Below are 16,523 nucleotides of genomic sequence, written 5' to 3' on the forward strand. Positions count from 1 at the left end.
GCCAGTCGAAGCATGGTAGGCAAGGCCTCTGCACACGACCCTTCGACTGGCTACCTATGACAACTTAAAAAATGGGTGTCATACTGAGCCCGTCGAAGTATGGCGGGCAGGCCTCTGCGCGCGAGTCTTCGACAGGCTCAGACTGACAGGCCCTCTTTTGTCATTTCACCTTCAAAGGCCCCGGATTTAAACACTCAGGGTGACAAGCCCCTCTCTTGGTTTAAGCCCAATCAAAATCCACCACCCTGCCGTTCAGTTTCCATTTGGCAGGCGTTAATGTTTCCATCCAATCCAATGGCTGGCCCAGTGGCTGCACTTTGGCGGCTTGTGCAAAGGCTGTTTTTACCGCTTTCTTTTGCTCTTCGCCCATGGCTTCGGGCTGACCGGAGATGAACAGCGGCGCACCGCTTTCGGCCAATAACTGCAGCCATTGCTTGTTCCTTTTCCATTCAATATCTTTAGTAAGACCTACGCAATCGCCATCTACCGCATAAAAGGCATTGTGTTGCGGCAGGCGGAAAGCGAGCGTATTAACGCCCATTTTACGGGTACGCGCCCATTCATGACCGCTGGTATCATCGCCGATACGGCAAAGTTCAAACACCCCGGCCGACAGGTGGCTCATCGTATTACAGCCAATCACATAAATGCCATCACCCGCGGCTTCACGGATGGAGCGGTACAGGTGCAGGATGATCTCGGCATTGGTCTTGCTCCTATCGTTAAAATGCCAGCCCGGCGAAGTAAAGCTATCCTTCATATCAAAACCCCAGCGACCGGAGATATCATAAGTTGAAAAATCGTGCTTCACCATTTCGTAGCCCCATTGCTTGTATACATCGAAGTTATGTTGGATGCGTGCTATATTTTCGGGGATGGTTGGGTCGAGTGTCGGGTTTTTAGGATCATCACGGCCGGGGATCTTTGGCGCAAGCAAGCTGGCTTTTTCATCATGCTTAGCGCAAAGCGGGCGCATCCATAAGCCGGGGCGCATACCTAATTTTTTTATCTCATCGCCCAGCGCATGCATATCCTTAAACTTATCATTGGGCTTTGAAAAATCATCATTCCAGCCACCATCACCGGGTAATAATGGCGAATAAGTGGCCCAACCGGCATCAATTACCGAAAATGGTTTGTTGCTATGATCCGTAACCAGTTCGGCCATCATAGCGGTGGTTTTTTTGATCAGTTCGGCCGAGTTGTTTCCGTAAGCAAAGTACCAGTCGTTAATCCCGTATACCGGTTGTTTGGGGATCCGCGGCTTTTCGCACATCATTTTACAAAAGCGATGGGTTGCAGCAAAAGTATTCTCTCCTGTTTTAGCATTGGTAGTTATGATATCGGCAGCATGCAATTGCCTGTCGCCCAGCAGCACTCCCACTCCACCCGAAGTTGTTTCCAGGGTAAGTTCAATGCTGTCATTATTTACGCTCCACCAGCAAATACTATTAGCACCGGTCTTTACCCCGAAGCAGGCCGTTTGCTTATCATCATGAATAATTACATACCACGGATTTTTAATGCCGGCAACCATGGTTTTCCATTGCAGGTCGCCATAAGAACGTTCCCAATGATCGCCCAGGAACTTAGCTGAAGCGGCGGTATTGTGCTTCCATTTTAACCTTAAGCTATTTAGTTCCTGCTTCGGTGATGAAGCATACACACCAAGCGCATTGCCATTAGTTTTAAGAGTTACGCTGATTTCTTTATAGTTGTAATGCGAGCCGTTTGATGGGTTAAGCTTAACCCAATCAGTACCGGATTGAGCCCAAACCTCATCAGGGGCGTTCATCATCGCGGCTCCGCTCAAGGCCGAATAAGTAAGCTTGCTGAAAAGCATGGCAGCCGATGTAGCCGCAGAAATTTTGATAAAATGCCGTCTTTGCATAGTAGATGTAATTGCAGTGATTATCTGTTAAGGTAACATTTAAATTGGTTTACAACGTTACTAAAAGGATTAAGCAAAAACTAATACAATGTTGAATTTTTATTGAAGTTACCCAACCAACTCATCTTGACTGCTTTTTCAACGGCGGCCGGAGGCCGCTTGATAGTTGCCACTCGGCTGGGCCGAGCGGCGGCGGAGATATTGATTTTTTATGTCATTGCGAGCGCAGCGCGGCAATCTCGTAGCCAATGCTTGTCCGATGTGCATAGCTACGAGATTGCCACGTCGCCCCAAATGCTTTTGCCTGTGCCGCTCCTCGCAATGACATAACTTTTATTAGAATACAACCATCACATCAATATTTATGGCCCCGTCGCCTATGTTATCAAAAATAAATTACAAACTCCGTCTGCTGATCGGCAACGGTTTTCAACGAAAACTCAAAGCCGTGGTTCAGCATGATCTCGCGTACCAGGGTTAAGCCTATCCCCTGCCCGTCTTTTTTGGTGCTGAAGAAGGGAGTAAACAGGTTGGCATTTTGTTCGGCTGTAATACCCTTGCCGGTATCAGTGATAACGAGCTTTTTTTCTTTGAGGTTGATGGTAAAGGTTACTGATCCCTGGTCATCAATAGCCTCAATAGCGTTTTTTACAATGTTAATGAATGCCTGCTCCAGTTGTTGTTCATCAGCCATGATATTAACCGGTTCTTCGGGTAAATGAAGGACTAACACCACATTTTTTTCTTTGGCACGGATATTCATCAGCTTTACTACCGATGCTAAGAGCTTTTGCAATACAACCGGTTGTTTGTTGGCCGGTGGCAGTTTCACTAAATCGGCAAAATTACGCATAAACAGGTTAAGGTTTTGGTTTCTGTCCATAGCAACCTGCAGGGCATCTTTTATTGGGTCGAAATCATGACCGGCCCAAAGCTGATCGGTTTTCATGGCCGATTGCATGATGGAATTTACCGGGCCTATGGTATTGTTCACCTCATGTGCCATCATCCTGATCACTTTGCCATAAACTTTCTTTTCTGCTGCCAGGATCTCAGCGGTCAAATCCTCCAGCATAATAAAATGGCGCGAAAATCCCCGGTCGATAAAATGCGATTTTTGGAGTTTGAATGAGTTGATACCGTCCAGCTTAACTACCTCCGTTTCGCCCGATTTAAGAGCTTTGATATGTTCAAAAATCGGGTTGGTTAATTCACCAATCAATTCACCAACCACCGCTTTTTCATCAATACCCAAAACCTGCAAAGCTTTAGGGTTTATTTGCTGCACACGGTCATCAAAATCAAGGATGATGATACCTGTTGGCGAAGTGTGGATGAGCTTTTCTAAAAAGAAATGCTGTTGCTCCTGTCGTGTCCGTTCGGTTCTTAGCTCGTCCATCATTTGGTTATAAACATCAATCAGCGCGTCAACCTCGTGCTTGCCGGTTGAAAGGAATTTCACATTAAAATCTTTATCTTTAATAGCCTCAACGCCCTGCATCAGCATTTTTAGTGGCTGAATGAGCTGCCGGTAAAGCTGCACGGCAATTACCGAAGAAATGATCACAACCACCTCGGATATGATAAAATAGATCTTGTTATCGTTGAAAATAAAATAAGTAAGCACCAGGGTTAGCAGGTGCAGGATCACCACGAATAAAATGTATTTAGTCCTCAGCTTCATCGTACGGGATCTGGTATTTCTCGAGCCGCCGGTACAGGGCGCTGCGCGTAAGCCCCAAAGCGGCGGCTGCTTTGCTTATCTTGTTTTTATGATGATCTAATGCCCGCTTTATCATTTCCACTTCAACCTCTTCTAAAGTTAAAGTACCCACACCCGGCAACTGGATATTTCCTTTTTTAACCGGTGATAATTCCAATTGCGACCGGAAATCATCGATACTCAGTTCATCCCTGCGGCTCACCAAAATGGAGCGCTCCACCAGGTTTTTCAACTGCCGTATATTGCCCGGTAAAGGCAACTGCTGTAACCACTTCATAGCCGATGGTGCTACCGACAAATTGGGCCGGTTATAGATCTGCTTCAAGTTATTAATAAAAAAGCTAACCAGCAATGGAATATCCTTCGGCCGTTCGCGCAGGGCCGGCAGGTAAACTGTAATGAGGTTGATCCGGTACAATAAATCCTCGCGAAAAGTACCCCGGGCCACCATCTCGTTAAGATTTTTATTTGTGGCGCAAACAACACGGGTATCAACCGTTTTTGTACGGCTGCTGCCCAATACTTCATAGGTGCGGTCCTGCAATACGCGGAGCAGCTTTACCTGGCTGCCGGCATCCAGGTCGCCTATTTCGTCTAAAAAGATGGTGCCTTTGTTGGCCATTTCAAAGCGGCCTACCCTGTCAAACCGGGCATCTGTAAACGCGCCGCGGATATGGCCGAACATTTCGCTTTCAAACAACGATGTTGAGATGCCCCCAAGGTTTACTTTAATAAATGGCTTATTACGGCGCAGGCTATTTTGGTGAATAGCCTCGGCTATCAGCTCTTTACCTGTGCCGCTTTCGCCCATGATCAGCACCGATGCATCGGTTGAGGCTACCCGGCCAATGGTTTCCAGGATATCGAGCATCCGGGGATCTTCGCCTACAATATTTTCAAAGTTGTAGGTTTTATCCAGTTGCTTACGGGTATGGTGTTCGGTCTTTTTATCCTGCAGATCAAGCAGGGTTTTAACTGATTGAATAAGGTACTCGTTATTCCACGGCTTATTGATGAAATCATTGGCGCCCAGTTTCATACCTTTAACTGCCAATTCAATGCTCCCCCAGCCGGTGATAAGAATCACGGGGATAGCGCTGTTAAAAGCTTTGATCTTTGCAAGCAGTTCCATTCCCTCCTGTCCTGATGTATCTATCGAAAAATTAAGATCTAAAATGACCAACTCAGGAGCCTTTTTCTTAATGATCTTAAGGGCTTCGGCAGGCTCATCGGTACCTGCAGCATCATACCCCTCGCTTTTTAGCAGCAGGATAAGCGAGGTGCGTACAGCAATATCATCATCAATAACCAATATCATAACAGGCGGTTAATATCGTAATTATTCTTCGTGTAAAGCAACAGCGGGGTAAATAGCCGCGGCCTGTTTGCCGGGATACAATGAGCAAAGAAGCACCAGTGCATAAATAAAAACAACCGACAACAAAATAGCCATAAAGTAAACTGTAGCCGGCATATCAAAAACATTCATCAGCGGGAACTGCACCGCAAAAAACGAACCCACAACTAACGATATTGTAGCCAATATCAATGATTCGCTCACCAGTTGCCATGATACCGATTTACCAGTTGCGCCAATTGCCCGCCTTAGCCCGATCTCCGAGCGGCGCTTGTTAATATTATACCATAACACACCAAACAAACCCAAAGCTACATTGATGATCAAAAAAGTAGCTACCACCAGCAAAATGATGGCCGGTACAATGGATACCTGATTTATCTTTTTAAGTTTATTATCTAAATGCTCAATTTCTACATTTGACTCTTTCATGGCGTTCGATACGGTTTTGTACAAACGGCTTTCAAAAGCAGCATCGGCGGTGGGGCGCACCTTTACCAGGATAGTGCCTATCCACTTGAATGAGCCGGTATCCAGTCTATTATAAAGGCCAAGGCCGGCAGGTTTATAATCGCCTCTTATTTTCATATCGGCCACTACGCCAATAATGCGCATTTTATCGGCTTCTTTATCTTTTTCATTACCTAAAATCTTACCTATAGCGCTTTCTTTTCCAAATACCTCTTCCTTAAGCGATTGATTAATAACCACCGGCTTATTTTTGTACACTATATCCTGTTTGCCAAACCAACGCCCTTCAAGTACTTTAACTTTCACAACATTTGGGTAATCATTATCCCCTGTAAAAAAATCAACGCTATTAAGATGTCTCTTTTCATATTCTACTCCGCCATTGCTTTGGTTAAACGAAAAGGGCGAGTTACTGCTTACGAAGCTTGCATCCTCAATTTGAGGCATTGATTTTATAGTTTGCTTTAATGTTTCATAAAACAAGCTCAATGAATCGGCACGGGTTGATTTTACAGAATTACTATAATTAATTACCCAAACCTTGTCATAGTCAAAGCCCATAGCGTTTTTGTAGTTACTGTAGTAATACACAACCAGTGTGAATACTGCGAAAATCACCATAAAGGAGATCAGCATCTCGGAAATAAGTAGAAAGTTTTGTTTCTTTTTATTCCAGATTAGTTTAAATAAGTGCTTAAACATAATATTTTGATTAAAATGTCAATTGATTTTATTACGCCTTTAAAGCCGTTACCACGTTGAGCCGCGACATGCGCCAGGCCGGATATACGCCCGATAGTAGTCCGAAGAAAATACAGGTGAGCAGGCTGTAAAACAACACGGTAAAGTTTAAAGTAAGTTCAAGATGGGCTATAAGATTGGCCCCGTTAATTATTTTTATAACAATAACAGATAATACCACCCCGATAAGCCCACCTAAAAATGTAAGAATAATATTTTCGATAATAAACTGGTAAACCAGTGTTTTTGACGAAGCACCAAATGCCTTACGAACACCAATCTCCGACGAACGCTCCATAATGCGGGTGATGTTGATATTCACCAGGTTTAAGGTTGGCAGCAGTAAAAACAGGAAAACGAATATAGATATGATGACAACGAACGTGGCCATCCCGGAATTCTCCTTTCTACCGGCCATAGTACGCACAAGCGTGTTAAAATAACTATCGGCATAACAATACAGGTGGTTAAACTGCTTGTCTTTCATCGAAATGCGAGAGATAACATTTGCAAACTCGTTTTTCATTTTGGGAAGATCGTCTTTTGAATTTCCCATTAAAATAGCCGAATAGTTGCCGCCGAAATCTTTATTCCTGTAATCATTTTTAGATACGGTATATGGCAGATAGATATCTGCATAAAGGGTAAACAAAGTTGCAGGCACATCTTTAACCACGCCTAAAACCCGGTATTTAACATTATCTGCCTCGATGTATTTACCAACTACTGATGGTATATCGCCAAAGTAATCCCTCCGTGTATCTTCAGATATAACTGCTACCTTTTCGGCATTATCAATTTGCTGTTTTGTAAAGGGCCTTCCTTCTAAAAATTTATAATCAAGTACATCCCAATAATCGGCGTTGGCAAATTTCAGGCTGATACTGATCTTTTTATTATTCACATACGTATTGGTAAAAGTGAACATTGATGAAATGGCGACCTTTGCCGGTGTTTTCATACTGGCAGCATAGTGATTGAGGAAGTAAAACGACATGGGCCCTTTATTCATCCCCTGCGTTTTATCATCAAACTCCTCATGTTCAATCACATATAACGACCTATCACGCTTGTTATCCGGGTAATTAGGACCAAACATCTTATCGGCAAAAGAGGTAACTACCATTAATATGGTAAGTGTAAAGCTAATCCCGAACAAGCTGATGAATGTAAAAAACTTGCGGCGCTTAAGTACCGCTATGGCTATTTTAAAATAATTTTTAAGCATAACTTCTAATGTTAAAACCGGTTAATTACTGAACCTGGGCGCCATCAAACAGGCGTACCAAACGGTGGGTTTTATGGGCCATATTTTCATCGTGGGTTACCATTACTATCGTAGTGCCGTCGTTGCGATTAAGGTTCAAGAGGATCTCCATGATCTCGTTGCCCATGGCGCTATCCAGGTTGCCGGTAGGCTCATCGGCCAAAATAATTTCGGGCTTGCCTACAATGGCCCTGGCTATAGCCACACGCTGCCGCTGACCACCAGACAGTTGTGTAGGAAAATGTTTCAAACGGTTAGCAAGCCCTACCTTTTCCAGTGCTTCGGCAGCCAGCTCACGGCGCTGTTTGGAGGTGGTATCCCGGTAAAGCAACGGCAGCTCTACATTGTCAAGCACCTGCAGGTCGTTAATAAGATGATAGCTTTGAAAAATGAAACCTAGCTTTTTATTCCGGAAAGTTGCCAGTTGCTTATCATTCATACCTTCTGTTTTTTGATCGTCAATCCTGATCTGTCCTTTTGAGGGCGCGTCGAGCAGGCCCATGATGTTAAGCAGGGTGCTTTTGCCACAGCCCGAGGGGCCCATGATGGATAAAAATTCGCCTTTGGCAATGTCAAGGCTTACGCTGTTCAGGGCCAGGGTTTCTACGGTATCAGTACGGTATACCTTTTCAATGTTTTGTAAACGTATCATGAGTGATTAATTATTGATTTAATGAATTAGTGATTTTTATCGTTTATGTGTTTAGATTTCTGTTAAATAAATTATTGATTTAGTTATAGGTGATTTTTTTGTTTGTTTCAAAATCATAGAGCGAAAGATAACGCAACTGGTAGTAAGCTCCCCAAAAATCACGGAGGGCGGCTACATAATCGCGCTGGGCCTGGTCATTTTCGCGGAAGGCAATGCCAAGGTCGGTAATGCTCAGGTCGCCTAAAACGTAGCGTTCACGTGCTATCTGGTATTTTTCGGCGGCTATACTATCGGCCTGCGCGGTATAAACCAGTTGTTCTTTCATTACATTAAAAAGCGATACCTGGGTTACTATCTGCTGTTTAAAAGTTTGTTTATCCTGCTCAACAGCATATTCGGTAAACTGCTGGTTGGCTAAAGCCGTTTTAGCACGGGATTTGGATCTGCCCCAATCCAGTATCGGTATAGAAAGCTGTACCTGCAGCAATTGCTGGTTTTGAGGGTTCTTGTATACATCAGGAATATTGGTAGCTGTATTTGAAAAGCCCAGGCTGGCGGTAAGCGTGGCGGTTAAACCATTTTGCCCTTTGGCTTTAGCCACATCCCGTTTTGCTTCTGCAATACGGCGTGAAAAAGCGATTGCATCCGAGCGGTTGGCATAAGCTTCGGCCAGCACTTTATCTGATGATACGATCATCTGGCTAATATTTTTCGGTACTACCAGTACTATCCGCTCACTCCCTTCCTGCCCCGTAAAACTGCGCAGGTTCAGTGTTGCAATCTCCATATCGCGCCTGGCTGTACCAACGGCTTTCTGCGCGTTGATCTTTTCCAGCTGTAGTTGCAGGATCTCGTTTTTTGATACCTTTCCTAACTCGTACTTGAGGTTGGCTACCTTTAAGATTCCCTGAGTATTAGTTAAGTTGGTTTCGGCAATCTTGAGGTTTACCTGAGCCAGCAGCAGGTCGAAAAAGTACCCTTCCACGTCAACAGCAATCTTTTCCTGGGCTTCAATGTAAACCTGTTTGCTTTCATTAAACTTTAAAGGCTCAATTTTTTTATCCCATTTTAGGCTGTTGAACTGAAACAGCGGCTGTGAATAATTTATACCGTAAGGGATACCGTTATACAATACATTATGCCTGTCAAAATCATCAAACCGCTGTAATTGTGTGGTGCCATAAATAGTACCGCCGGTAGCTGTAATACTTTGGCTAAAGTTAAGCTGTAATGATGAGTTATCGTTATGAATAGGCTGGAAAAGTATAGTACCGTCAGGCTGCTGCACCTGCGAAAATGTTTTAGTATATCCAGGTAAAGTACCGCTTAATGCCAGCTGCGGCTGGTAGTTTGATTTGTAGGTGCGGTATTCCCAATATTTGGTTTCGCGTACAGTAGCAGCCTGCTTGGCGGCTATTGAATTGGCTTTGGCCATGTCAACCACCTGCTGCAGCGTTAGCCGCAGGGTATCGGCACCACTGTGAGCCAGCGCTCCCGTGGTTATGGTTAATAATAATATGGTGTATAGAAATTTCATGATAATATCTTTTTAAATAAACAGCCACCCCCTCTAAATCTCCCCCGGAAGGGGGAGACTTTTTTATAGCCCTCTCTTTTAAGCCCTCCCTTCTGGGGAGGGTTTGGGTGGTGCTGATGCTTATTTTACCGTCACTTCCTTCGAGTTTTTATATTCGCTCATATCTGATGTGATTATCACATCATCGGGTTTTACGCCATCCCGAATCTCCACATAGTCAAAATTGGTGAGACCAATGTGTACCGTGCGGCGTTCGGCTTTACCATTGTTCAGTACAAAAATGTCCTGAACGGAAGGGCCTTTAAATGCCGGGCCGTTAGCCACGCGCATAATTTTATTATGTGTAGCCGTCACCAAAAAAACGTCGACTTTCATATTGGGCCGGAGCAATTTGCTGGCCCGGTCATCCAGCTGCACATCAAACGAAATGATGCTGTTTTGTACCGATGGGGATATATTGCTTACATGCCCCCTTAGCTGGGCATCATTGATCCGCACAATAACCGGCAAGCCGCTATGCAGCTGATCGGCAGAGTTATCAGAAATACTGCCCTGGATCCTGAAACTGCCCAGGTCGGCGATACGGGCCAGGGTTTCACCTTCGTGGATATTGGCGCCAATATTTTTGTTTACATAGGTGATCACCCCTGCCCGTGTTGCCACCACATTGGCCAGGTCAAGTTTGCGTTGTAATTCTTTAAGATCATTCTGCTGGATATCTGCAGCTATTTCGGCTTCTTTAATCTCCAGCTGCATGGTTTGCTGCTTGCTTTTGATCTCGTTTTCCAGTTGCTTTTTTTCAAGCTGTGCAACTTTGAGGTTAAGCTCGGCCTGTTCAATATTTTCGCGGGTACCGCCGCCGGCTTTATACAGGCGTTTGGCATTTTCAACGGCATCGGCAAGGTTGCTGATGTGGAGTTGTTTAATATTATTATTGGATTGAATGTCGTAGAAGCTTTTGTTCAGATCGAGCTTGAGTTTGCTGATCTCCGTGCGTTTGGTTTCGAGCTGAAACTTCTGTTTTTCAAAATCGGTTTGAGTAGCCGATTTATCCAGCGTTAATATCGATTGGCCGGCTTTAACCTTATTACCGGCATCCATCAGCGCACTTTTGATAGAAGCATTTATCGGGCTGGTGATGATCTCTTCAAATTCCGGCAAAACTTCGCCGGTGGCATTGATGGTATTTTCGATATTGCCGATTTCAACTTTGGCGGTTATAATTTCGGCCCTGGTAATGGTTGATTTAATATATCCCCGCAAAAGCATTACGGCAAGCACCAAAACAGTTATGCTGATAATGATGACTACCGCGCTTTTTTTGCGTTTGGCAGCTGTAACTTCAAGTGTAATTTCCTTATCCATTGTGATAAATTTGGATAAGGTTTTGCAAGAGCTATACCAATATTAAAACATTAAATATCAATAAGTTATATGTTTTTAATTTTGAAAAAGTGATCGATATCGGACAAAATATTCAATACCGACCGTTGATTGATTTTTGATTGCGTTGATTCCGCTGATTTATTTTTATACCGTTGAGTTGTTCCAAACGGAGATGTTGTGTAACCCTGGCACACTAAAAATGCAATTCATTTAGATGCTGTTTAAAAATGAGAGGAATCTCTTTTGTAGAGACGCATAATTGCGTCTCCCACATGCAATTTAAGATACTGCATTTGATCTGACGTGATTTGCAACCAGGAGACGCAATTATGCGTCTCTACATTCAAAATAGTCATTTTTAAATAGACTCTTAGATGCTGCAAACCTTTTGCACCTCTGGTGCAAGTCCATAAGTTGAACCTGCCGGCAACCTAAAAATCAGAGTAATCTGCCGGACGGAGAAAGATAATATCAGCATGGGAAACATTATGCTGGTACTCGGCTTTAGCCGAAAGCGTTTTCCAGTAAGCATCTTTACCAAAAGTGTCCCAATGTTTGTCCCGGTCTTCTTTACTGTTAAAAGTGGTCATGTACATTAAATTAGGCATGTGACTGCCCGCAATAACCTCCGAATAAAAAACGGCATTAAAACCAAGCCGTTTAAACAGGCCTATTTCATCGCCCACATTAAACATGGTTACCTTATTGACATTGTATTTTTCGGTAGGACTTTCATAGCTGCGCAATTCATAAACCCTGTCGGCTTTTTTAGCGGTCAAATTAGGCACCGCTGTTGAAGGCATACCCGGAAAAGCCTGTAGTATAATAGTTTCCAAACGGGTATAAGGCTGCTCATTATAAGCGGCGTCAATGTAATCCTTTCCATCGGCAAGATACGCCGCATCGGCCTGTAACTTTTGATCGATACCCATCAACTTATCCCATGATTGAAAGGGTGTAAATACATATAACAGCTTCGCGGTATCTACCTGGCTTACAGGCTTAAACACACCCACATTCTTAATACCGGCCCGGTGCAGCGCAGGTATATAGGCCTGTTGTAAATACTTTTCAATGGTATTTTCCTGCGCCTGGGTTTTGTAATGGTATATTTTAAGTTGATAATAATTACGCGCCGGTGCATTTGCCAATGCCACTGCAGCGATAAATAAACAGGTAAAAAAAGCGATAGATGATTTAACAAAAGGGTTCATAACTGCGTTATATTTTCGAAGTAAATATAACGTCAATTCATTAAACCTTTATTATGTCCGTTTATATATTTACCCCATTTTTCAAGCATCTCCATTAAATCAGAAAGTTTCATGGGCTTGCTCAGGTAATCATTCATGCCGGCGTCAATACATGCCTGCTTATCTTCGGGCATGGCGTTAGCGGTCATGGCAATAATTACCGGCTGGTCCTGCATATTACTGCGGATAAAGCGCGTTGCTTCCAAACCATCCATATCGGGCATTTGTACATCCATCAAAATGAGGTTGTAATGTTTTGTTACCATAGCATTTAACGCAGCATGCCCATTTTCCGCAATATCGGCGCTATAGCCCATTTTACTTAACATATGCATAGCAAGTTTCTGATTTATTAAATTATCCTCGGCTATCAGAATGCTCATGGGGTAATTTTTAGCAAAATCTTTAGAAAACGCTGTTTGCACCTGCTGATACTCAGTTTTAATACCGCTGCCGGCTTTTAACTGCTCAACTATATACTTATGTAACAGATTATGCTTTGTAGGCTTAGTCAATACCGCATTAAATACGTTGTCTTCCCGTTTACTTTGTTCACTGCCTATCGAGCTTAATAATACAATGGGCATTTCAGGAAATTTCCGTTTTACTTCTTTAGCCAGTTGCAGGCCATCCATTTCGGGCATACTCATATCCGTTATCAGCAGGTCAACATGCTCATCCTGATCGTTAAGCACTTTTAACGCCTCAGTTGCCGATGCCACAACTACAGGCTCATATTTCCACTGCCTCAGTTGCGTGTCAATTATATCGCGATTGGTGGCATTGTCATCAACAAATAAAATCCGCTTGTTTTCCAATTCGGCAAGGTTAAGGTAAACGTAATTTCGTTTTACCTTTTGTCCCACTTTTGATTTTATGGTGAACGAGAAAGTAGTCCCTCTGCCTATTTCGCTTTGTACGCTGATTTCGCCGCCCATTAGCTTAACCAGTTTTTCGCTTATAGCCAAACCTAAACCGGTGCCCCCATACTTACGTGTGGTACTTGAATCAACCTGCGAAAATGGCTTAAACAAACGCTCCAGTTTATCCTCGGCAATGCCGATGCCTGTATCCCTTATTTTAAAGATCAATTCCAGGTCGTCATCTTTTTGCTCTTTTACCCCTACCAGTATAAAAACTTCGCCCTGGGTTGTGAATTTCACCGCATTGCCTACCAGGTTAATCAGGATCTGTCGAAGACGTATCGAATCGGAAATAATTTGTACCGGCACATTATGCTCAACCTGGTAAACCAGGTCAAGATTTAACCGCGAAGCCTTTTCGGCAAAAACATCCAAAACGCCTTCTATACAATCACGCAGGTCAAAATCCTCTTCATCAAGATCCATATTGCCCGATTCAATTTTAGAGAAGTCAAGAATATCATTAATCACGGTTAACAGGGCATCGCCGCAATTTTTTATGGTTTCGGTATACTCCTCCTGCTCACTGGTAAGCCGGGTACTGGCCAGCAATGTTGCCATACCGATAACACCGTTCATAGGTGTCCGGATTTCATGGCTCATGGTAGCCAGGAAAATACTCTTGGCTTTATTGGCGCTTTCGGCTTCTTCACGGGCTTTTTCTGATGCCTCGCGGGCCAGGCGTTCATTCGTTGTCATTTTTACCAGGCTTTCGGTACGTTCCTTTACCTGGCGCTCCAGTACGGTTTTTTGTGCCTTCAGAAATTTAATCCGGTATTTAAAAATAAAGTATACCAAAGCAATTATGGTTGCCGCGGCAATTAATTTAAACCACCAGGTTAACCAAAACGGCGGCACAATGGTAATTTTTAATCCCGCTGAAGGCGGCGACCATAACCCTGACGTATTCTGATACTTTAACTTAAAAGTATATTCGCCCGGTGGCAAATTGGTATATGAAGCAGTATTCCGGCTTCCCACATTGTTCCAGTCTGTGTCGAAGTTTTCGAGTATGTAACTGTACTTCTTTTTATCAGATGAAGAGTAATCAAGCGCCGCGTACTGTAATGTAATTACGGATTGAGTATAGGATAATTTGATTGATTTGGTATCACTTATATCTTGTTTCAAGGGGGATGGGTCATCCTTGCCGCGGGCAATTTTCACGGTTTTATTGAACAATTGAAAATTGGTGATAACCAGGGGCATAAAGGCTGATGGTTTTAAAATCTGTCCGGGTGTAAAGGAATTGAAACCGTTAATCCCTCCAAAAAAGATCCTGCCATCCTTAGTTTGCAGGGCCGAATGTGATTTAAACTCTTCATCCTGTAAACCATCTTCAATAGTATAGTTTTTAAAGGTATTCTTAACCGGATCATAGTTGGATAAGCCATTATTGGTGCTAACCCATATGGTGCCCAACTTATCTTCGCGCACAGCATAAATAACATCGCTTGGTAAGCCATTTTTGGTTGTAAACGCCGTAAAATGTTTGGTAACCGGGTTAAATAGATTAAGCCCCGAAAGTGTACTAATCCAGATGCGGCCTTTACTATCCTCAAACAAATCGGGGACGCTGTTATTGCTGATGCTGTTACGCTTCTCGTCGTGCTGAAACCGGGTAAAGGTACCTGTTTTCCTATCCATTAAATTGAGGCCGGCATCAAAAGTGCCAACCCAAAAATTGCCGTTATGATCTTCAAGCAGAGAATAGATCCTATCGCTGCTGATACTTTTAGGATCATTAGGATCATAATTAAAAGCCGAAAATGTACCCGACTTTTCGTCATACAGGTCGAGGCCGCCGTTATAGGTGCCTACCCAAATGCGGTTATCGCGGGTTTGGGTAAGGGCATAAACATTATTATTACTTAAGCTGCCGGGTTTTGCCAGGTCATGTTTAAAGCCGGTAAACTTGCCGGTGCGGGGATTAAACCGGCACAAGCCATCAGCCCAGGTACCTATCCAAAAGTCACCCTTAAAATCCTGGATGATGTTCAATACATAATTTCCAGTCAGGCTATTGGCATTAGCCGGATCATTCATATAGTGTTTAACGGTACCATCCTTGTTAAACACATTAACGCCGCCCCCGTCGGTACCTACCCAAATATTACTATCCTGATCTTCATGCAGACAAAGTACAAAATTATTGGCCAGGCTGTTTGGCGATGAGCTATGCCTGAAATGCGAAAAGCTTTCGGTACTGCGCTTATACAGGTTAATGCCGCCACTAAATGCCCCCAGCCACATATTACCCATCCTGTCCCGGCAAATACTGTAAATGGAATTACCATTCATACTGCCCCTGTCAATATCATCATGCTTATAGCCTGTTATTTTTCCGGTAACCGGGTTCAGGATATTAACGCCATTATTTTCGGTACCTACCCACAAATTACCGTTCAGGTCCATGCTTAATGCCAAAACAGTATAGCCCGAGATGGTGCCCGAATCTTTTTTATTCTGGAGGTAATGTTTAAATGTGCCTTTTCCCGGGTCAAATAAATTAAGCCCGCCATCTTCGGTTCCTACCCATAACCTGCCCGCAATATCTTCATAAATAGTACTTACATACCCTCCTGAAATGCTGGCATTTACTCCCGGCTGGCTTTGATATCGTGTAAAAGTTTCCTTCTTTCTGTCAAACAGGTTAAGACCGTGGCTCAGGGTACCAACCCATAAACGGTGTTTGGAGTCTTCCTTTAACGCGGTAACATCATCGTCACTTAATGACGACAGGTCGGCCTCGTTGTGTTTATAATGGGTAAATTTATTTTGGTAGATATCAAACCTGTCGAGCCCGCCTTTTTGGCTGCCTATCCATAAAATACCATCATGATCAAATATCAGCCTGTTTACAAAATTACTTGAGATGCTGTTTGAATTGGCGCTGTCGTGAAAGTAATGTATAAACTTACCTGTTTTACGGTCGAGTTTATTTAGGCCAAAAAGTGTAGCGAGCCATATGTTGCCCTCTTTGTCTTCGGCGATATCTGATATCAGGTTACTGCTTAATGAATTATCATCCTGGATACTGTGCTTATATATCACAAAGCCGTACCCGTCATACCGGTTAAGGCCGTCGCGGGTACCTATCCACATAAAACCCCGGCTATCCTGAATTATGGTACTTACATTAATTTGTGATAAGCCCTCCCGGGTACCGATATGTTCAAACTTAAGGTTCCTATCCTGCGAAAACCCATTTCGGGCACTCAGCAAGGCAACCACAACAAACAAATATTTATAGATATTCAAAATAACAGGCTGTGTTGAGTTTTAATGTTCCTGAAAATCCGCTCCAAAAGAGAAACAGAAA

Annotated in this window: 10 protein-coding genes; all 10 read right to left on the minus strand. The window is 43.5% G+C overall.

The annotated features are described in order from the left end of the window. Window positions 1–220 precede the first annotated feature (220 nt). The 10 genes from ABID99_RS14755 to ABID99_RS14800 all read right to left on the minus strand — a co-directional run bounded on the left by ABID99_RS14755 (window position 221) and on the right by ABID99_RS14800 (window position 16,462). Complete coding sequence (locus ABID99_RS14755) at window positions 221–1,891, minus strand: hypothetical protein (protein ID WP_373614197.1); 1,671 nt, start codon at window positions 1,889–1,891, stop codon at window positions 221–223. Window positions 1,892–2,276: 385 nt separating this feature from the next. After that, window positions 2,277–3,575 carry a PAS domain-containing sensor histidine kinase gene (locus ABID99_RS14760; RefSeq protein ID WP_373614198.1) on the minus strand — a complete coding sequence of 433 codons (1,299 nt, stop codon included), beginning with the start codon at window positions 3,573–3,575 and terminating at the stop codon, window positions 2,277–2,279. Further along, window positions 3,559–4,932, minus strand: a complete 1,374-nt coding sequence (locus ABID99_RS14765; RefSeq protein ID WP_090524622.1) for a sigma-54 dependent transcriptional regulator — start codon at window positions 4,930–4,932, stop codon at window positions 3,559–3,561. The genes ABID99_RS14760 and ABID99_RS14765 overlap by 17 nt, the downstream gene beginning before the upstream one ends. 21 nt (window positions 4,933–4,953) lie before the next feature. Beyond that, window positions 4,954–6,144 (minus strand): ABC transporter permease, encoded by a 1,191-nt coding sequence (locus tag ABID99_RS14770; protein WP_090524621.1) that lies wholly within the window; start codon window positions 6,142–6,144, stop codon window positions 4,954–4,956. A 31-nt stretch (window positions 6,145–6,175) separates the two neighbouring features. Next, complete coding sequence (locus tag ABID99_RS14775; RefSeq protein WP_090524619.1) at window positions 6,176–7,411, minus strand: ABC transporter permease; 1,236 nt, start codon at window positions 7,409–7,411, stop codon at window positions 6,176–6,178. Between the two features lie 25 nt (window positions 7,412–7,436). After that, window positions 7,437–8,102 (minus strand): ABC transporter ATP-binding protein, encoded by a 666-nt coding sequence (locus tag ABID99_RS14780; protein ID WP_090524617.1) that lies wholly within the window; start codon window positions 8,100–8,102, stop codon window positions 7,437–7,439. Between the two features lie 79 nt (window positions 8,103–8,181). Then, window positions 8,182–9,639: a TolC family protein gene (locus ABID99_RS14785; protein ID WP_090524615.1), complete on the minus strand. Its 1,458-nt coding sequence runs from the start codon at window positions 9,637–9,639 to the stop codon at window positions 8,182–8,184. A 120-nt stretch (window positions 9,640–9,759) separates the two neighbouring features. After that, the gene (locus ABID99_RS14790; protein ID WP_090524613.1) at window positions 9,760–11,004 is read right to left on the minus strand and encodes an efflux RND transporter periplasmic adaptor subunit; all 1,245 of its coding nucleotides are present in this window, start codon (window positions 11,002–11,004) and stop codon (window positions 9,760–9,762) included. Window positions 11,005–11,456: 452 nt separating this feature from the next. Continuing rightward, complete coding sequence (locus ABID99_RS14795; protein WP_139159914.1) at window positions 11,457–12,239, minus strand: NIPSNAP family protein; 783 nt, start codon at window positions 12,237–12,239, stop codon at window positions 11,457–11,459. Between the two features lie 32 nt (window positions 12,240–12,271). After that, window positions 12,272–16,462, minus strand: coding sequence for a two-component regulator propeller domain-containing protein (locus ABID99_RS14800; protein ID WP_373614199.1), 4,191 nt, complete (start codon window positions 16,460–16,462; stop codon window positions 12,272–12,274). Between the last annotated feature and the right edge of the window lie 61 nt (window positions 16,463–16,523).

It is taken from the genome of Mucilaginibacter sp. OAE612 (genome assembly GCF_041806395.1).
GTDB lineage: Bacteria > Bacteroidota > Bacteroidia > Sphingobacteriales > Sphingobacteriaceae > Mucilaginibacter > Mucilaginibacter rubeus.